Consider the following 18,272-nt stretch of genomic DNA (forward strand, 5'->3'; position numbering starts at 1 on the left):
CTTAGATGCGTTATTTTAATCATCGCTTATAAGCTACATTGCTATTGTGTGGTTGAGAAATAGTCTAATAATTAGACCAAATTAGTTCATCAAAGGAATTGAGCAAAGGAGAAGGCTTTTCGGTACTTTTTTGTAGAATAATCTCAAAACCAAGCATTTCATCTTCTATTAAGTCTTGGTTAGGATTAAATAATTGCCGAACGTCAACATTATAAATACCGTTTTCTAACTTGACGTGTAATGCTGCTAAGTCAGAATCGGGTAGCGTTTCATCTTCAAATTGAGCTGCCAAAGTAATGGATTCGTAGTTAATGAGATATAGTTTAGAATTGCTGACTTTAATTTTTCCTCGAAATGTTTTGAATGCATGGTTTGCGGTTGCTTGATCGCAAATACGCACTGTCCATAGATTGGGAACACTAGTGCCCCAAAACAACAGGTGCCCTTTTTGAGATTCGCGAATAATACGCATCTCAACGTCTTCAAACTCCCAATCTTCATCAATAAAAGAATCGTATAAATCTGTATTGATAAGACCTAAAAAGCTGGCATCGTCTGATATTTCAAAAAGTTGATTCACTAGAAAAGCTAGAAATTATTTGGCTTGCGCATTGGCTTGTTCGTGTATCTTGCCAATTAAATCATATACTTCATTGAAAGGAAGGTTACCCAATGCTTTTAGAATGATATTGACTTCATCAAAATTGAGTTCTAGTTTTATGTTCTTGTTATCCATGGCTACTTGAGTATATTAGGTTTTGCGACTAATTTGAAAATTTATGAATTAACTGCTTTTAGGAGGCAAGAGTTGAAAACGTTTTTGAAAATCTTTTAAAACAGGATTCAATTTTAAAAAGTGCACATACTTATCTCGATCTGTTTGTGGGATCACTTTTTGAGGTTTTGGAGCTTCTATTTTTGTTGCGTCAATTTCTACTTCAAAACTCAACTCCTTTTTTTGAAACGTTTGAATCAGCAATTGGCGAACAGGACGATCTCTAAAAATGGCATCTTTGGCTCGGTTTCCAGCCGTAAGCACTTTAATAGTTCCTAGTTCTGCATCTAAAATAGATAATTTTGCTGTTTTGAACAAAATCTGAGTGGATTGAGATTCAATTTTTGACCAATAACTTTCCCAGATTTTTTCCAAATTTTCTTGTGTAAAAGGCATGGCAGCCTCTTGAGGTTTGTGGTATTCTTCTTTCACCTCGTTCAATACCTTCGACAAAAAATTGCTTCCTTTTTTTAAAGCCAATTTTTCTGCAAAATTATTGGATGTTGTTGATTTTGTCGCATCAACAGCAGGTTCATTATCTGATTTTAGTTCTGCTTTAGCCTCTTCTGTCTCTGTAGTCGTGGTATTTTTGAGAGAGGCAATGGGCGTTTCATTGACTTCTTGCTCAATAGGTTCTGGTTGATAATTAGGCACAACTTCTTGAACTGCTACCATTTTACTATCGTCTAGTGTTTTTTTTTCAGAGGGAGTAGTTACCGTTTGAATGGCTCTAGGCTCCATCGCACGTTGAATGTAAGCCATTTTGATCAAAGTCATTTCAACATGAAGACGATGATTACGAGACATTTTATAATTAACATCACAATCGTTTGCTAGGCTTAATGCGGATAGTATTAAAGCAGTAGGAGCTAGGTTGGCTTGTTGTTGATAACGCTCTTTTATATTGCCACTAACTTCTAATAGTTCTATTGTTCTAGGGTCTTTACAAACTAATAAATTACGCAAATGTTCTGATAAACCATTAATAAAAATATCCCCATCAAAACCTTTTCTAGAAATTTGGTCAAAAAGCAATAGTAACTGACTGGCATCTTCTATCAATATGGCCTCTACGACTTTAAAATAATAGTCATAGTCTAGGATATTGAGATTTTCGATAACATCTTGATAGACTATGTTGTTGCCCGAAAAGCTTACAATTCTATCAAAAATAGATAAAGCATCTCTTAACGCTCCATCTGCTTTTTGCGCAATAACGTGTAGTGCCTCTTCTTCGGCTTCAATTCCTTCTTCTTTACAAATCTTTTGCAAGTGATTGGTCATGTCAGCAACTTGAATTCGATTAAAATCAAAGATTTGGCATCGAGACAAAATGGTTGGTATAATTTTGTGTTTTTCAGTTGTTGCTAGGATGAAAATGGCATAAGAAGGGGGTTCTTCCAAAGTTTTCAAAAAAGCATTAAAAGCTTGTTGCGAAAGCATGTGCACCTCATCTATGATATAGATTTTATACCGACCACTTTGAGGGGCGAAACGAACTTGCTCAATAAGCGCACGAATATGCTCAACACTATTGTTAGAAGCGGCATCTAACTCAGAGATGTTTAGAGAGGCATTTTGATTAAACGATTCGCAAGATTCGCAGGTATCGCAAGGTTCCATGTCGTTGGTAGGTGTTTGGCAATTGAGTACTTTTGCCAAAATACGAGCACAGGTCGTTTTTCCCACACCTCGAGGGCCACAAAACAAAAATGCCTGTGCCAGATGATTGCTCTGAATGGCATTCTTAAGTGTTTGTGAAACGTGTTGTTGTCCAACAACATTGTCAAAACGAATGGGTCTATATTTTCTTGCGGATACTACGAAATTACTCATGCTACAAATATACTAATCTGATTGATGAGTTCCAAGTTTTGAATTGAATTAGCCGAAGGTATTTAAAGATCTTGAACTTAGAAAGCTGTTATAATAGTAGTTTAAGTGATAATTTTTTTTGATTAGCAGATTGCTATAATATGGATTTCGTTTCTTTTCTTGTATCTTCCCTCTTTGTTTTGTATAATCCATTATTACACTAGACACCCCAATCTTGTAGCATTTACTCCATTTATCAGGTGTGTTCATATAAATCCAGATACATGAAACAATCTTTCTATTTCACTTGCTTCTTATACATAGGTGTTTTTTTGTTGCTAACTGCTTGTGAGAACTCCTCGTCTTCTGATAAGGGAACAACAACGACAGCAACCTTGTCTGACGATACGATAGAGACGATTCAAACGCCAACACTTCCTCCCGTTATGGATACGGTGAGTACCGATACCATATCGTTAGATACGATTAAGAAGGTACGAAAAATGGTGCGCCCAACGAGAGAGCCTGCTAAAATTAAATTCGAAACGACTTCTTATACCTATGACACCATTCAACAAGGCGAAATAGTTGAATATAGCTTCAAGTTTAAAAATGTAGGAGAACGTCCGCTGGCTATTAAGGATGTAAAAGGCTCTTGCGGTTGCACGATAGGAAGCTATCCTTTTTTGGATATAGCACCCCAAGAAGAAAGTACTATTAAAGCACGTTTTGACAGTAAAGGAAAAAAAGGTCCTCAGTTTACAACCATCACAGTTTATAGCAATGCCAACCCTCAAGGAGATGTGTTGTCGTTAAAAGGGGTTGTTTTGGAGGAGTAATTCTTTTAGGGGGCAATACCTATGAATTAGTAGTTAGCTATGCTGCTACTGCGTGGTTTTTACGAAGTGATGACTGATACATCCTAATCATTTGAAGTTTGCTAGTATATTTGTAACTTGTTGTTAGTCATAGAAAAATGATGCTATAGGGTTAACTCTTTTATAAGATTTTATAAAACTTTCAAACTATGAAAATAACAACTTTACTAACTGGATTAATTGCTTTCTTTTTGGTTGCCTCATGTGGCAAAGCAACTCCCGAAACGGAGACCAAACGATGGGAGGCATCCCAAGAAACAATCAACACCTTGAGTGCTAAGTATCCAGGGTTTAAACCTGCCTTAAAAGAAGCCTTGGAGGCTGCTAAACTAAAATGGGAAGCGGCTACTCAAATTAGTAGCGAAGAAAAACAAATAGAAGCAATGAGAATCGCTAATAAAACAGCTCGACCTCTATTTGTTGTAGAATTGAATAAGATGCCAGAGAAAATGGAAGCTTTAAAGGATCTTGTAACGGAGGCAACACAGGCTGGTGGAGTCGATCAAGCAGATAGTCAAGCTTTGGCAACGGCTTGTAGAGAAGCTGATTTTTCTTTGGGCAAAGCAGAGAAAATCCTCAAAAATGGTACGGCTGCTACTGTTGAAGCTGCCAATGCTATTGTAAGTGGTGCGTCTAAAGAATTAGAATCAGCTACTAAGCGTGTCAAAAAAGTGATGGCAACGGTCAAAGAGAAGCAATCAGAGGCAGAGGCGACAGCAGATTCTATTTTGACACAAGAAACGACGGAAAAGGCTATAAAATGTGCTTATTGTGGGAGTATGAATGCGCATGATGCGCTAAAATGTAGTAGTTGTGGAGCCCCCGTGGAAAAATAATTGTTCCTCAAAAAAATTTAGGTTTGTTTAGGATAATAGAATTTGTTTCTATTATCCTATTTTTACATTCGTGAAAAAGACAAATACACATATCGTCAAAGAGAAAGCGTATGAATTGGGATTTTCTTTTGTTGGAGTATCCAAAGCTAGAGAATTAACCCAAGAAGCAAAGCGGTTGGAGCAATGGCTGAATCAAGGAATGCATGGGAAAATGCATTATATGGCGAACCATTTCGAAAAAAGAATAGACCCCCGAAAATTGGTAGAGGGAGCCAAAACGGTTGTTACTTTATTGTACAACTATCATCAAACCGAAACACAAACAGATCCGACTGCCCCAAAAATCTCACAATATGCTTATGGCAAAGATTATCATAAGATTATTAAACAAAAATTGCGTCATCTAATGGAATATATCCACGAAGAAATTGGCGCTGTAGAAGGGCGTTGTTTTGTGGATTCGGCTCCTGTTTTGGAACGAGATTGGGCAAAACATAGCGGTGCTGGTTGGGTTGGCAAAAATACGTTGTTGATCACAAAAGGGCAAGGCTCTTATTTTTTCTTGGCGGAGTTAATTATTGATTTAGAATTAGAAGAAGATGGGCCTATCAAAGATTATTGTGGTCGTTGTACACGTTGTATTGATGCTTGCCCCACAGATGCCATTCATCCCGATGGGTATTGGGTAGATGGTAGCAAGTGCATCTCTTATTTTACCATTGAGCTAAAGGAAGAATTGCCTGTTGATATGCGTGGCAAATTTGATAATTGGATGTTTGGTTGTGATGTTTGTCAACAAGTTTGCCCTTGGAATCGATTTGCCCAACAACATACAGAGCCTGCTTTTGAACCACATCCCGATTTGTTGTCCATGACCAAACAAGATTGGGAAGAAATTACAGAGGATGTTTTTCGAAAGGTATTTCAAAAGTCAGCGGTCAAACGAACCAAGTTTTCGGGGTTGGTACGAAATATTAATTTCTTGAAGGACGAAGAGTAAACTCTTGCTTATTTTTGTGCTTTTTCTCGAATCAAAGGCAACAAACAGGCAATTATTTCTTGTTCTGATACAGTTGTTTTTTCTGTATAAATCAAAATATCAACAAACGCATTATTGTCTCTAAATTCGATGCGTACATCAGGAAAGGGAATTTTTTCTTGAACCAGAATGCTTAGGTCTGGAAAGTTATCACAATTATCCACTTTGACCAGTCGTTGGGCATCAGCTGCTTCTTTGGTAATAATATAGTTGGCTTGACGTTTAAATGGCGTGATACCTACCGAAAAATCTTCAAAGGGAATGTCTCTGGCTAAGACAACTTTGATATCGGGAAAAGTTACTTTATTGGCTATTCGAACAGTCATGGTGGCGTCTGGAATATCGTCATCGACAAAAACAAAGTTTTGTGCTTGTATGGCTGATGTACTAAGAATGCAAAAAAGCAGGGCTGTAAATAAGTGAAAGGTTGTTGACATAAAAATAAATGATCTAATTTGTTATTTTCTGTACTTCAAATATCTATCCAAAATTGGAAAAAAAGAGACCATTTCTGTTGGTCTTTGTAATTTAACGTATTTTTGTAACAATAATACTCCGTTGATTTTTTAGTTTTTCTACGAACCCGCAGACTCACGAAGTAAAAATATAAAAAAGCATCTTGCATTAGTTCGATTATCAGTCTTTTAGTCTAGAGGTTGACGAAAGTGCATCTTACTAATAATCAACTGCGAAGCACTCATGCAATACCACGAAGTAGCAGCGCAGCTAAACTAATACGATTTTTCAACGGAGTAATGTAACAAAGTACCTGTTCTTAATTATGATGATAGCTCTGTTGAATAATAGAGCCTTGGTAGATTACCTTGCGCATAACAAGATGACCAATTTCACAACAATTATAAAATACACAATTATGAAAGCAATTAGAATTATAAGTACATTTCTGTTCCTAGTTTATTTGGGAGCGTGTACGCCAACAAATACAACTGATGATGCTTCAAATGACACAGCGGCAACAACTAACTTAGAAACGGAAACAGTTAAGGTGGAGTTGATTGATACGATTGAATATAACGAGGATGGCAAACTTAAAATGATGTATCAAATAGACAAACATACAGGAGCAAAGTATGGTAGTTATAAAGAATACGATGTTGCTACTTCTACATTGTTAGCAGAACGTAACTACAAAAATAATAAATTAGAAGGAGTAGAGAAGATTTACTTTCCTAGTGGTCAAATAGATGGAGAACTAAACTACAAGGATGGTATCCATGATGGTACGTTTAAGTATTATTATGAGGATGGAACATTAAAACAACAAGGGAATTATGTACAAGGAAATATTGAAGGAATTTTAAATTCCTATTATCCAACAGGAGCGTTAAAAGAAGAAGTGACGCACGTGGATGGTTTAACACAGGGTATTTTTAAGGAATACAACGAAAATGGAACCATAAAAACAGAAGGAGAATACACTAGCAAAAGCGGTCAAGAAAACCTAGAAACAGGTTTACTGAAAATATACGATGAGAATGGAGTGCTAGAAAGAAAAATGATTTGCAAAGAGGGGCAATGTTGTACCATTTGGACGATAGAGGATGGTGATCTAGAACCAACTACTAAGTTGTGTAAGGCTATTCTCAAAAGTCAATCGGCTTCCTAAGCTATTGAGGTAACATAGGACACTAGCATAGGAGTTGGAGATTGGGAGAATATAGTCCTCATCTCCAATTTTTTTTAGATTAACTCAAAAAATGTGCGTCTAACTAATTTTTCAGATAAAGACTTACTTTGGTACAACCAAGGTGGAAAATCTTGTATTATAAAGAATAAAAGTGCTCCATTCTTGAGCCTAATCACGTAGTTTTTAGTCAAAAAATCCATTTTTTAGTTGGAGTTATTTAATTTTAACCGTCCCTTTTAGTTGATAATGCGATGGTTAGATTTATTCACCCCTTATTATTGATTAAAAAATGAACCTCTTTGGCAATAAGTATTGTTATCCTGTTGTTAAGGGTAGTAGTTCGTTGATTTTTTACTTTTTTACCAAAAAGATAAAAAAGCACATTTATATTAGTTTGATAATCAAGTTTTTAACACAAAATGCAGTAAAACTGTAACTTGTTGATTATCAACTGCGCAGCACTCACGAAGTAAAATAATAAAGTTTTTCAACGAACTATTGTAAGGGGATAAATCCAAATTTAAGACCACCAGACTACTTTTTGATAGAAAGGTAGAAGGTATTAGACGAATTATTATGAGACAATTAATGAAAATCCTCTTGGGGGGTGTGCTAGCATGTAGCTTGTATTCTTGCCAAACAAAAGTAGTGACAGTACGGTATGAAGGGCGTGTTGTAGAGCGGTATCAGGTGTTGACGAAATCAAATGTGCGACATGGTTATTATAAAGTTTATCATGAGAATGGTAATATAGCTTTGGAGCATACCTACGATCATGGCTCGCTAAATGGTGCGGAAAAAATTTACCATGAAGATGGTTCTTTGTCAGGAAACTTATTGCTTGAAAATGGAAGCTATGAAGGTCCTTTTATTTACTATCACCCTGAAGGTACTGTCAAGCAGAAAGGGTATTATGAAAAAGATGCGCTGTATGGAGAGTTGTGTTCTTATTATGTAGATGGGACGTTAAAGGAGTGTGTAACGATGAAAGATAACATGGAGCAAGGACCATTTAGAGAGTATGCTCCCAATGGGGTTTTGACTCGAAGAGGAAGTTATACATCTATTCTAGGAGATGAAGAAGGTTTAGAAGAAGGCGTGCTTTATGAGTACGATTCAGAAACAAGAAAATTGCTGGCCAAAAAGCGTTGTAAAGAAGGCTTTTGCTGTACTATTTGGGAGCGTGGGAAAGGCTACTTGAGACCAAGCACAAGCATTTGCGATGAAATAATGAATGGAACAGATGAAAAATCTAGTGTGTTAGGCAGCGAATAATAGGATGGTACGTTTTCTAGGAACATGCCCTTGTGGTAGGGCGTGATTTTGGAATTAAATTACCTATTCTATAGAACCAATATTTCTACACATTTATATTATCAACAAATCGTAATAAGTTGCAAATTCTAGTTAATCAGTTCAAGGAAACTATCCTGTTAGTCTGATTATTTTTCTATTTTTAGCTTTTTATTGGATAGAATAATTTCATCTTGTCTACAATTTTAGTTGATTGGTTTGAATTAACATTACTTTGTGGTAAAATCGTATTAGTTTATTTACTTCATGAACTTCGTTTTATGAATGTTGGGTAGTTGATTATCAGTAGAATATAATTTTATTGTGTTGTTTTTATTGATAATCAGATTTACGTAAATTAACTAAACGAAGCAACTTCACCAGTAGCAGCAAAGCTAACTAAGCTTGCGCCCTCATGAGTAATCCACAAAGTATTTACCTAAGTGAAGCTTGTTTGTAAATGGATTAGTGTTTTGGAAACTAAGCCACTTTTAAACACTTCTACAAATAACATTTTTTATGAAATATTGGTTCACGGCACTCTTTAGTATTATCTACGTAGGAATTAACGCCCAAATTGGGGGCAACAGTACTTATGAGTTTTTGAGAATTCCTAATTCTGCTCGCTTAACCTCTGTTGGCGGAAGTTTAATTACGGTTAGAGATGCCGATTTAAATTTAGCATACCACAATCCAGCAGCCTTAAATCCATTGATGCACCGTAGGGTTGCATTTAGTCAAAGTGTCTATATGGGAGGTATTACGCATGGGTATTTGGCCTATGGGCATCATATTGATCAAGGAAAAGTTCCTGTGATGGTGCATGCAGGCTTGCAGTACATTAGTTACGGCAAGTTTCAAAATAGAGATGTAACGGGAACCTATACAGGTGAAACTAGCGCTGCCGAATATGCGATTAATTTAGGAGCAGGTTATCAGATTAGTAAATTTTTATCTGTTGGGGCCAATGCCAAAACTATTTTGTCTTATTTGGGAAGTTATAACTCTACAGGAATTGCTTTTGATGCTGCTGCAATGTTCTCTGATACGGCTAAGAATATCAATTTAACGGTAGCTTTTAAAAATATGGGAACACAGTTTTCAACTTATGCCCGAAACGGGAATATGGAACCATTGCCATTTGACTTGCAAATTGGTTTTGCACATCGGTTGAAGTATATTCCGTTGCGTTTTTCGGTTATTATGCACAATCTACATCGTTGGGGAATTGTATACGACGATCCTAGCAATCAAGATAATCAAGCTCTATTTACTGGAAATGGAACAGAACAACCTGATAATTCTGCTATCAAGGTAGTTGATGATATCTTTAGGCATTTTATTTTTAACATTGAATTGTTGTTTGGTAAAAAAGGTAAACCCGAAGTTTTTAGAGTAGCAGCAGGGTACAATCATATGCGTCGAGGAGAATTGATGACTTCTGGTGTGAGTGACCTTTCTGGGTTTTCTTTTGGTTGTGGGCTTCGCATCAAACAATTCCAAATTGATTATGGTTTTGGTGCATATCATTTTGCAGGAGCAGCGCATCACTTTAGCTTGTCTATCAACTTGGATGAGATTCTAAAAGGAGCTTGGAAAAAGCGTTAAAAACGTAGTAGTAGATTGGGTTAAAAGATAGCCATTTAGTAACGACCTACTAAGCATTTTCTTTTATCAAATTAATAATTAACCGAATGATAATTTCTCTTTGGTTGGGCAAACTTTGGGCAACAGCTAAAGCGAGTGCAACCAAAGTATTGTCGTTAATTTTTCTAGTATTATCAGGAGTAAGATGGAAGTTGTTTTGCTCCAAGAACCAAACAAAAATAAAAGAACCAATGCGTTTGTTGCCATCACTAAAGGCATGTCCTTTGATAATAGAATAAAGCAATTGTGCCGCCTGTTCTTCTATACTAGGATAGGCTAATTGACCAAAGACTGTTTGAGAAATACTACCTAGAATACCACGAAAAGAATCATCTTTTTCATTCCCAAACAAAAGACTGGCTTCCCCTTTTTGAATTAAATTTTTTTTCAATTCCTCTATCGCATTTTTGACAGTTGGATAATGAATAACATGGATAATATCTGGATTGAGGTTGTCTGTAGAAAGAGCATCTGAGTCGTATTGATTCAGTAGCTCAAACGATTTGGAGTAATGACTAATAATAGAAAGCAATCCGTCTGTCAGTTGTTGTTGAGTTTCGACCAACTCAATAGATAAATCTTCTACTTGTTGTTTTAGACTAACAATCTTACGTTGTTGTTGTTCCAATAACCGGTTATTGATGCTATAACCTTGTAGTAAGTATTCTCTAAGCCGTTTCGTTGCCCATTGCCTAAATTCTACCCCTGTTTTAGATTTGACGCGATAGCCAACAGATATAATGACATCTAGGTTGTAATAATCCACCTTTCGGCGTACCTTTCTTTGCCCTTCGATTTGAACTTGGCGAATTTCTCGCCAAGTTGCCGCTCGTTCAAGTTCCCCTTCTACGTAAATATTTTTGATGTGCGCTCCTATGGTTCGGCGAGCTTTGCCAAACAAGTCCATCATTTGCTGCTGGGTGACCCAAATTGTCTCTTCCTTTCCATCTAGGATGACTTGAAATTCTACTTCTCCAGTAGATGGTTTGAAAATAACTAATTCGCTGGACAACATAAGGAAGTATTGAGAGAATAGTATAGAATGAAAAGGAATGCTCAAAGGAGCAATAGAACTAACTGACTAACTTATATATACCATATTTAAGAAGAGAAAGTCGAGAAAATCATATCCAATTTGCGCATTTTGGGTTGTTTTTTTTGACCAGGAGCATGGACAAAACCATCCAAAAGAATGACTCGATTATTGGCAGGATCTTTAATCATATATGTTACAAAAGGACCGCCCATGAAATCATTTATCATGCCCCACAAGCCCCTAGCTTGTAACGTTTCTTTTTTATCAAATACCATTTCTTGATAATAAATAGGCAAAACCCGATCATCAATTTGCATATAGGAGTTTTCAATGTGCGAAGAGAAATAAACTTTTGTCAATTGATTTCTAATTCTTTTGTGATTTTCAGGACTAAGTGCTGTTGAATCAGCGAGCGGCAAGGTATAAATAAAGATATTACTACTTGTTTTATTGGTTTCTCTTCTTAGCCAAATTGAGTTACTATCAATGTTTGCCAGAGCAAAGTCTTTGGGTATTTTTAAGTCAATCTTAAACGTCTCGTAGATCGCATTGGTTGCATCTGTATTAGAGCCAGGAGCATAGATTTGTTGAATGAACAATTCCGTATCCGCTTTATTGAATTGCTTCATTACCTCCTGATAGTCTTTTTTTACAGTTTTGAGTAATTCTTCTCTAGTAGGACCAAACCAATAAATGACAGTCTGCCCTTGCGCCCAACGATCTCTATGAATGGCAATTCTATAATTGGACTGTTTTTTTGCTTTTTCAACATTTTCAGGACCAATTGCTTTTCGAATTTCAGCACTTGCAGGATCATTCATATCGTCCAAAGCGCCCATTATAATAATAGCACGATGTGTTTTTAGAATTTTCCCTTCTTTAAATTGTTTGGGAGTTTTATAACGCAAATCATAAATTGGTTCAGGCTGTGGAGTAACAGGATACAAGGCTTCGAAATAATTTCTAAAGGTATCTCCAATCGTTGTTGTCCAAGTATACTCATCGGCAACGACCATTATGTTGTCTACTTTTCCATAAGCGCTAGGTGTAATCGCAATGCTTGTGCGTTGTTCTTGTGTACAACTGAAAAGTAAACTAATTAAGATGATGGTGGTTATGATAAAGCTTAAATGATGCTGCATTAGATTAAATGGTTTGAATAGTTGTCATCGAAATAGTCTGTTATCTATCTAGATGCAGATAAAACAATAAAAGTTGCTCTAATTTCTAAATTGCTGCAAAATTAACGATAATATAACGACTAAATCAAGATTCATACTATAAATTTTTATTGGATTGTTACTCGGTTTTATTTCAGAGCTTAAAAAGAGTAACTTGTTGGAGTTTTTGGAGCTTGTTGGGTCACATTATAGACCTCAAAAACAAAAAAAATAGAAAAAAGATGTTTCTTTAGAAACAAAATGATTTATTTTTTAAATTTTAAACAACTTGTTGAAACATTTTTTTGCAAAAAGAGTATAAGAAACTTGCAAACTGAAAAATGTTAGCTTATATTTGTATCACACTTGACAATAATCAAAATTAAAACAAAATGTTTTAGAACATTTTCTTTTTTGAAAAACAAAATTAGAAACACAATGGCAAAAAAAAGCACTTCTGGAGACGACAATAAATTAAAAGCATTACAAACAACTTTAGATCGTCTAAAGAAAACTTATGGAAAAGGAGCAGTAATGCGTTTGGGAGATCATCAAGTTGAAAAGGTTGAAACCATTTCTACAGGTTCGGTAGCCTTAGATGTAGCTTTAGGTACAAGTGGATTTCCAAAAGGACGTGTTGTAGAAATATATGGTCCAGAGTCATCAGGTAAAACAACAATTGCTTTACATGCAATCGCTGAATGTCAAAAAAATGGTGGCATTGCTGCGTTTATTGATGCAGAGCATGCTTTTGATCGTTTTTATGCAGAAGGTCTTGGTATTGATGTTGACGAGTTAATTTTTGCACAACCTGACCATGGTGAACAAGCATTGGAAATTGCTGAAAGTTTAATCCGTTCTGGGGCAATTGATATTTTGGTAGTGGATTCTGTTGCTGCTTTGGTTCCTCGTAGCGAAATAGAGGGGGAAATGGGAGACTCTAAAATGGGATTGCAAGCGCGTTTGATGTCACAAGCAATGCGTAAATTAACTTCTGTTATTAGCAAAACAAATTGTTGTTGTATTTTTATCAACCAATTGCGTGAAAAAATTGGGGTGATGTTCGGAAATCCTGAAACAACTACTGGTGGTAATGCTTTGAAATTCTATGCTTCTCAACGTTTGGACATTCGCCGTTCTGGTGGTGCAATCAAAGATAGAGAAGGAAAAGTAATCGGAAACCATGTCAAAGTGAAAATTGTTAAGAATAAATTAGCTCCTCCATTCCAAGTAGCAGAATTTGATATTATGTATGGAGAAGGAATTTCTAAGAGTGGTGAAATTGTAGATTTGGGAACGGAATTTAATATTCTTTCTAAAAGTGGTGCTTGGTATGGTTATGGCGATGGTAAGATTGCTCAAGGTAGAGAAGCTGCTAAGCAGTTTATGTTAGATAATCCTGAAGTAGCAGAAGAGATCGAAGCTAAAATCCGCGCTAAATTAACAGGAATAGAATTTGAAGAAGAAAATACAGAAGTGGAAGCTGCTGATGCATAATACTCAGCACGTAATCCTATCTGTATAGGTTATTATAAAATAAGATGCATGCCTCTTAACAATTGTTGAGGGGCATTTTTTTGTAGCATGGTATTCTACAAACTTTATCTAAATATCTTTAGTATACCACAATGCGACATCTGCTAATTATCTCTTCAAGGAGACTTTACAGAGGACAGAGAAACTTTAGAGAATTACTTTTACATTATTAAGAAAAAGAGTTGTATTTGTACAGTAGATATAGTAATTTACTAAGAAAACTTGTTCTGTCTTAAATCGCACTGCCACAATATGTTGTATAAGATAATTTTAATTTTATTTCTGCTTGTCAACCTTTTTGTTAATTGTCTGGGACAAGTTGATGTTGCTAAAATTCTCAAAAATGAAGGCGTTACTGGATTAGAAAATCTAATAATACAAAAGCCTTCTTATCAATGGGAAGCCAAGGATTTCCATCAAATTTATTTGTTTTTTAAGCAGGTAGGCTATGAGGATAGACAGCAATTGTATTCGATTTTAGGGGAGCGATTATTAGGACCGAGTTTAAGTATGTCTATTAATAGACAGTTTTTAGATGGGGAGGAAATGATGCAGAGTTTTGCTTTGTTAGAGGATTATAGGGTACAACTGAAAGAGGCTGAAAAGTGGAATGATTGGGCTTTTATTACACAGATTCTAGCAGAAAATGCCTATTATCACCTAGATGCATTTTCTCAAATTGGGCGGTATTATGATGAATTGATGTCTGTATGGGATTGGGTAGATAAAAAGAAACAAAGATACTATGCTGTCTTAGCTGGAAATCATTTTATGGCTGTAGAGCAAAATTATGAGAGAGCAGCTACTTACTTTCTAAAAGTCATAAATTCTACAGCGTTTACTAAAAAAGAAAAGCTAAATATCTATAGCAGTTTGTCTGAGCTGTATTTAAGGAAAAAAGATTTTAACCGAGCTTTGGAATACGGAAGTATTGTACTAAAATCGGAAATGCATGATTCGATTAAATATTTACAGCAGTTGACTCGTTCGGGGAATATTTATAAAGAATTAGGAAATTTTAGAGCAGCGGAAGATTGTTTTTTGACAGCGAAAGACTTGTTGCCTAAAGAAGAAAAACTAGCCTATGATCCTTATACTAAAATCAATTATTCGTATGTCTATAGTGGGTTGTTAGAAATTCAATTAGAACGAAAAAAATTGAAAAAGGCAGTTCCTTATGTTGAGATGCTAGAGAAGCATTTGCCCTATTTTGTCGCACAAGGACAGGGAGCTTTTTTAGTCTTAAACCCTCTAATGCAATATTATACCATTAAAAACGATACTACAAGTTACTTGTATTTAGAGAAAATTCTAAAAGAGAATGAGAATAGAGTTCCTTTTGCATTTATGGCAAAAACGCTTACTATTAGAGGGGATTATTGGTTTCAACGAAAGAATCTAACCCTTGCTTTGAATTTATACAATCGTGCTTTAGATTTATTAAAAAATACAAGTACTAATGAATTAGTAGTATATACACAAGATGAACCACAAGCGTTAGAGACATTGACTAAAAAATTGGATTTGTTGCATTGGCAACGTCAATATAATAATAGCATAGCGACAGAAGAGGATTTTTATAGAACTACACAACAAGCAAGAGGTCTATTGGATCAGATTCGTCAAAGTTTGACGACAAAAAGTGCCAAGCAAAAGCTATTGGATAATGCTCCAAAAATTTATGAATACTCTTTGGAAGCAATTGGTAGACTGTACAAGGATTCTAAAGATGTAGCATATTTGAGAGAAATGTTTACCCTCATAGAAAAGAGCAAGGCGATTCTTTTGTCAGAGGCACTAAATGAAAATCTAGCACAGAGTTTTGGAGGAGTGCCCGATACGTTGCGTACAGAAGAACGGAATTTAGCAAATGATATTAAAATTTATGAGTCTAAATTATTAGATGCGCAACGGAAAGATAAAACAATTGCTATTGCGGCTTTTCAAGATATTTTACTTCGAAAACGAGCAGAGTTGGATCAACTAAAAAAGCATTTAGAAGCATCGTATCCTAAATATTATGAATTGAAATTTCAAGATAGGGTTGTTTCGGTTGAAGCTGTACAAGAAATTTTAGCGGACAAGCAGGCAACTTTTGTCTCTTACTTTGTCGGGGAAAGAAACTTGTATATGTTGAGTTTGACAAGTGATCAGATAAATCTTCAAATAGAAACATTAGTAGGAGACAACCGAAACAGTTTTTCAAAAGATTTACTGACTTTAAAAAGGCGATTATCTAATATTTTGGATGTTCAATCTTACTCAAAGAAAAAGTTTGATGATTTTTGTACTCAAAGTCATCGTTTGTATCAATTGTTGTTGAGTAAAGTTGTAAATAGTTCTAAAAAGATCATTATTTCAGCAGATGGTTTGTTGCATTACATTCCTTTTGAGACATTGTTGATGGAAAAAGTCAATGTGGAAACAGTTGATTTTAAAGATTTGCCTTATTTGTTGAAAAAATATGAGGTTAGTTATCAGTATACGGCCTCGCTATGGTTAGAATTATTAAAGAAAGAAGTTATTGTTAAATCTGATCGAAAAGGAATCTTAGGAATGGCGGCTACTTATCAACAGCCTATTACAAATATACCACAAGATCGGATGGTTTTACGTCAGAATTTGGTAGAATTGGAAGGAGCAAAAAACGAAGTTCTTTTTTTAAAACAAACATTTAAAGGAAAATTTTGGTTAGAAGCCTCTGCTACAGAGGCTAACTTTAAACAATCTTTGGGAAATTATTCTATTGTTCATTTGGCTCTACATGGTTTGGTGAATAATAAATTGCCGATGAAGTCGGGATTAGTGTTTACAGAAAATGGAGATACAATAGAAGATAATATTTTATTTGCTTACGAATTGTCAAGTTTGGATTTAAACACGGATTTGTTAGTGCTTTCTGCTTGTTCGACAGGTGATGGTATTTACCAAAAGGGAGAGGGAGTACTGAGCTTAGGGCGCGGTTTTATGTATGCTGGTGCTGCCAGTATTTTAACAACACTTTGGCAAATTAACGATCAATCGACACAAACCATCATGCAATATTTTTATCAAAACTTACATAAGGGGATGGAAAAAGATGTTGCATTACAGCAAGCAAAATTGAGTTATCTGGCGGCGGCAGATGGTCCGATTGGTCACCCTGTATTTTGGGCAGCTTATGTGCTAATTGGAGATACAGGAGTTGTCGCTATTGATTCTAAAACTACTTCTGCTTGGTGGTGGGGGTTGATAGGCTTTATAGTTGTATTGATAGTAATGGGGGGCTTACGTAAAAAAGCATTGGCAGAATAAATGTGGTAAGTATTGAGTATTCTAATAAATAAAAAAATATGGGGCTATTTGATTGGTTCAAAAATAAAAAAAAAGAAGGGGAAATGACCGAAAAAAATTTTTCAATAGAACAGTCTGAGTCCTCTATTTTGTTGTCTATGCCGATGTTTAATGGGGCGGACTCGTATAATTTGCAAGCTGTAATAGACGATTTAAAAAGTTATTGGAAGCTAGACGTGTCGGACGTTAATGGAGATGCAAAGACTGCTACGATGAGTATTGATGGTGTATTGGTGGCTTTGGCTAGTATGCCAGCGCCAATTCCTGCCAAAGATATTGAGGATATTGCTCCTCACAATTATTTATGGAAAAACGCTGAAGAAGATTGTCGAAATCATCAAAGCCATGCGATTGTGACGGTGCTTTCGAGTAAAAATGTAGCTATCTTGGAGCGTTACAAGATGTTGACAAAACTAAATGCTTCGATATTAAGGACTTCTGGAGCTATTGGAATTTATCAAGGAACTCAAACACTTTTGTTACCAAAAGATTTGTACTTAGATTTTGCCAATTTCTTGTTAGAGGAAGAGCTTCCTATTCAATTATGGGTTTATATTGGTTTGATTGGGAGTCAAGATGGAAGTAGTGTGTATACATTTGGTTTAAAAGATTTTCAAAAAAGAGAAATAGAAGTTCTGGATAGCAAGCTAGAAAAAATGGATCTATATGATTTTCTATTGTCCATTGTTAATTATGTTGTCGCACAGGATGTTGTGCTGCAAGACGGGGAAACAATAGGATTTTCAGCCGAGCAAAAAATAGCAATCCGTGTTTCTGAAGGACGATTTTTAGAAGGTAATACCATAAAACTAGAACTTTAATGGAAAGAGAAGCATTATTAGACAGCCAAGAAAAAACTTCTAAAGGAAGTTGGATGCCTCTGTTATGGGGCGTTGGAAGTGTTTTGTTGGGAATGCTAAGCTTTATGCTGTCGTTGGGAATGCAATTGAATAAGTACCTTCTGAAGATTGCAATAGAACGAGATGCCGACTTGTCATTTAGTGCAATGTCAACAAGTGTGGGCTTGAGAATTTTTATCTTGATGGTTGCTTTAGGTGGACTTTGGGGAGGATGGAAATATCACAAAACAGGGGATAAAAGTATGAGGATCGTTGTTCTATTTGGTATCGCTTTAGCCGTATTGGCTATTGTATTTTTATTGGTACCAATTTATAACTATCTGTAACAGCCGTTGCAATTTATAATCAAACGACGTTCGATCTCAGAGAGTATCACATCAAACTTAGATAAACAAAACGTATGGTAATGGATTGGA

16 protein-coding genes are annotated in these 18,272 nt (G+C 35.6%); 10 read left to right on the top strand and 6 right to left on the bottom strand.

Features of this window, described 5'->3' with window-relative positions; genetic code table 11:
* Positions 1 to 64 precede the first annotated feature (64 nt).
* From QP953_RS06095 to QP953_RS06105, 3 genes are read right to left on the bottom strand one after another with little or no spacing between them, the layout of a single operon-like run.
* The gene (locus tag QP953_RS06095) at positions 65 to 580 is read right to left on the bottom strand and encodes a hypothetical protein (protein WP_052596585.1); all 516 of its coding nucleotides are present in this window, start codon (positions 578 to 580) and stop codon (positions 65 to 67) included.
* Positions 581 to 595: 15 nt separating this feature from the next.
* Positions 596 to 736 carry a hypothetical protein gene (locus QP953_RS06100; RefSeq protein WP_197043835.1) on the bottom strand — a complete coding sequence of 47 codons (141 nt, stop codon included), beginning with the start codon at positions 734 to 736 and terminating at the stop codon, positions 596 to 598.
* Between the two features lie 48 nt (positions 737 to 784).
* Positions 785 to 2,611 carry a DNA polymerase III subunit gamma/tau gene (locus QP953_RS06105; protein WP_052596587.1) on the bottom strand — a complete coding sequence of 609 codons (1,827 nt, stop codon included), beginning with the start codon at positions 2,609 to 2,611 and terminating at the stop codon, positions 785 to 787.
* Between the two features lie 263 nt (positions 2,612 to 2,874).
* Between QP953_RS06105 and QP953_RS06110 the strand changes: the two genes are divergently transcribed.
* The 3 genes from QP953_RS06110 to queG all read left to right on the top strand — a co-directional run bounded on the left by QP953_RS06110 (position 2,875) and on the right by queG (position 5,304).
* Entirely contained in the window at positions 2,875 to 3,429 is a 555-nt protein-coding gene (locus tag QP953_RS06110; protein WP_309554295.1) for a DUF1573 domain-containing protein, read from the top strand.
* Positions 3,430 to 3,617: 188 nt separating this feature from the next.
* Positions 3,618 to 4,304: a hypothetical protein gene (locus QP953_RS06115; protein ID WP_309554296.1), complete on the top strand. Its 687-nt coding sequence runs from the start codon at positions 3,618 to 3,620 to the stop codon at positions 4,302 to 4,304.
* A 70-nt stretch (positions 4,305 to 4,374) separates the two neighbouring features.
* Positions 4,375 to 5,304, top strand: coding sequence for a tRNA epoxyqueuosine(34) reductase QueG (gene queG / locus QP953_RS06120; protein ID WP_309554297.1), 930 nt, complete (start codon positions 4,375 to 4,377; stop codon positions 5,302 to 5,304).
* 8 nt (positions 5,305 to 5,312) lie between these two features.
* Here the strand turns inward: queG and QP953_RS06125 are convergent, their stop codons facing one another.
* Positions 5,313 to 5,780, bottom strand: a complete 468-nt coding sequence (locus tag QP953_RS06125; protein WP_052596594.1) for a hypothetical protein — start codon at positions 5,778 to 5,780, stop codon at positions 5,313 to 5,315.
* A gap of 437 nt (positions 5,781 to 6,217) precedes the next feature.
* On the opposite strand from QP953_RS06125, the gene QP953_RS06130 reads away from it, so the two are divergent.
* The 3 genes from QP953_RS06130 (at position 6,218) to porQ (ending at position 9,892) form a co-directional block, all read left to right on the top strand.
* On the top strand, positions 6,218 to 6,970 hold the full coding sequence (locus QP953_RS06130; protein WP_309554298.1) for a toxin-antitoxin system YwqK family antitoxin: 753 nt from the start codon (positions 6,218 to 6,220) through the stop codon (positions 6,968 to 6,970).
* 597 nt (positions 6,971 to 7,567) lie between these two features.
* Entirely contained in the window at positions 7,568 to 8,266 is a 699-nt protein-coding gene (locus QP953_RS06135; RefSeq protein ID WP_309554299.1) for a hypothetical protein, read from the top strand.
* Positions 8,267 to 8,803: 537 nt separating this feature from the next.
* Positions 8,804 to 9,892: a type IX secretion system protein PorQ gene (gene porQ / locus QP953_RS06140; RefSeq protein ID WP_052596598.1), complete on the top strand. Its 1,089-nt coding sequence runs from the start codon at positions 8,804 to 8,806 to the stop codon at positions 9,890 to 9,892.
* 49 nt (positions 9,893 to 9,941) lie between these two features.
* On the opposite strand, the gene QP953_RS06145 is transcribed toward porQ, so the two are convergent.
* Both QP953_RS06145 and QP953_RS06150 read right to left on the bottom strand, forming a co-directional pair.
* A complete protein-coding gene (locus QP953_RS06145; RefSeq protein ID WP_309554300.1) occupies positions 9,942 to 10,946 on the bottom strand; it encodes a virulence protein RhuM/Fic/DOC family protein in 1,005 nt (334 codons plus the stop codon).
* 86 nt (positions 10,947 to 11,032) lie between these two features.
* Positions 11,033 to 12,109: a DUF4837 family protein gene (locus tag QP953_RS06150; RefSeq protein ID WP_309554301.1), complete on the bottom strand. Its 1,077-nt coding sequence runs from the start codon at positions 12,107 to 12,109 to the stop codon at positions 11,033 to 11,035.
* 456 nt (positions 12,110 to 12,565) lie between these two features.
* Here QP953_RS06150 and recA point away from each other — a divergent pair, with 456 nt between their 5' ends.
* From recA to QP953_RS06170, 4 genes are all read left to right on the top strand, one after another.
* On the top strand, positions 12,566 to 13,624 hold the full coding sequence (gene recA / locus QP953_RS06155; protein ID WP_052596604.1) for a recombinase RecA: 1,059 nt from the start codon (positions 12,566 to 12,568) through the stop codon (positions 13,622 to 13,624).
* 291 nt (positions 13,625 to 13,915) lie between these two features.
* The gene (locus QP953_RS06160; protein ID WP_309554302.1) at positions 13,916 to 16,957 is read left to right on the top strand and encodes a CHAT domain-containing protein; all 3,042 of its coding nucleotides are present in this window, start codon (positions 13,916 to 13,918) and stop codon (positions 16,955 to 16,957) included.
* 83 nt (positions 16,958 to 17,040) lie between these two features.
* Positions 17,041 to 17,817: a DUF4261 domain-containing protein gene (locus QP953_RS06165; RefSeq protein ID WP_408913529.1), complete on the top strand. Its 777-nt coding sequence runs from the start codon at positions 17,041 to 17,043 to the stop codon at positions 17,815 to 17,817.
* Complete coding sequence (locus tag QP953_RS06170) at positions 17,817 to 18,182, top strand: LPXTG cell wall anchor domain-containing protein (protein WP_309554305.1); 366 nt, start codon at positions 17,817 to 17,819, stop codon at positions 18,180 to 18,182. The genes QP953_RS06165 and QP953_RS06170 overlap by 1 nt, the downstream gene beginning before the upstream one ends.
* Positions 18,183 to 18,272 lie beyond the last annotated feature (90 nt).

It is taken from the genome of Aureispira sp. CCB-E, from assembly GCF_031326345.1.
In the GTDB taxonomy this organism is placed as follows: domain Bacteria; phylum Bacteroidota; class Bacteroidia; order Chitinophagales; family Saprospiraceae; genus Aureispira.

Bases quoted from the DNA above. Each gene is read 5' to 3' on its own strand.
- QP953_RS06100 (WP_197043835.1), bottom strand. From the start codon at position 736: ATGGATAACAAGAACATAAAACTAGAACTCAATTTTGATGAAGTCAAT.
- QP953_RS06160 (WP_309554302.1), top strand. From the start codon at position 13,916: ATGTTGTATAAGATAATTTTAATTTTATTTCTGCTTGTCAACCTTTTT.
- QP953_RS06105 (WP_052596587.1), bottom strand. From the start codon at position 2,611: ATGAGTAATTTCGTAGTATCCGCAAGAAAATATAGACCCATTCGTTTT.
- QP953_RS06165 (WP_408913529.1), top strand. From the start codon at position 17,041: ATGACCGAAAAAAATTTTTCAATAGAACAGTCTGAGTCCTCTATTTTG.
- QP953_RS06135 (WP_309554299.1), top strand. From the start codon at position 7,568: ATGAGACAATTAATGAAAATCCTCTTGGGGGGTGTGCTAGCATGTAGC.
- QP953_RS06145 (WP_309554300.1), bottom strand. From the start codon at position 10,946: ATGTTGTCCAGCGAATTAGTTATTTTCAAACCATCTACTGGAGAAGTA.
- recA (WP_052596604.1), top strand. From the start codon at position 12,566: ATGGCAAAAAAAAGCACTTCTGGAGACGACAATAAATTAAAAGCATTA.
- QP953_RS06110 (WP_309554295.1), top strand. From the start codon at position 2,875: ATGAAACAATCTTTCTATTTCACTTGCTTCTTATACATAGGTGTTTTT.
- QP953_RS06130 (WP_309554298.1), top strand. From the start codon at position 6,218: ATGAAAGCAATTAGAATTATAAGTACATTTCTGTTCCTAGTTTATTTG.
- QP953_RS06150 (WP_309554301.1), bottom strand. From the start codon at position 12,109: ATGCAGCATCATTTAAGCTTTATCATAACCACCATCATCTTAATTAGT.
- porQ (WP_052596598.1), top strand. From the start codon at position 8,804: ATGAAATATTGGTTCACGGCACTCTTTAGTATTATCTACGTAGGAATT.
- QP953_RS06125 (WP_052596594.1), bottom strand. From the start codon at position 5,780: ATGTCAACAACCTTTCACTTATTTACAGCCCTGCTTTTTTGCATTCTT.
- QP953_RS06115 (WP_309554296.1), top strand. From the start codon at position 3,618: ATGAAAATAACAACTTTACTAACTGGATTAATTGCTTTCTTTTTGGTT.
- QP953_RS06170 (WP_309554305.1), top strand. From the start codon at position 17,817: ATGGAAAGAGAAGCATTATTAGACAGCCAAGAAAAAACTTCTAAAGGA.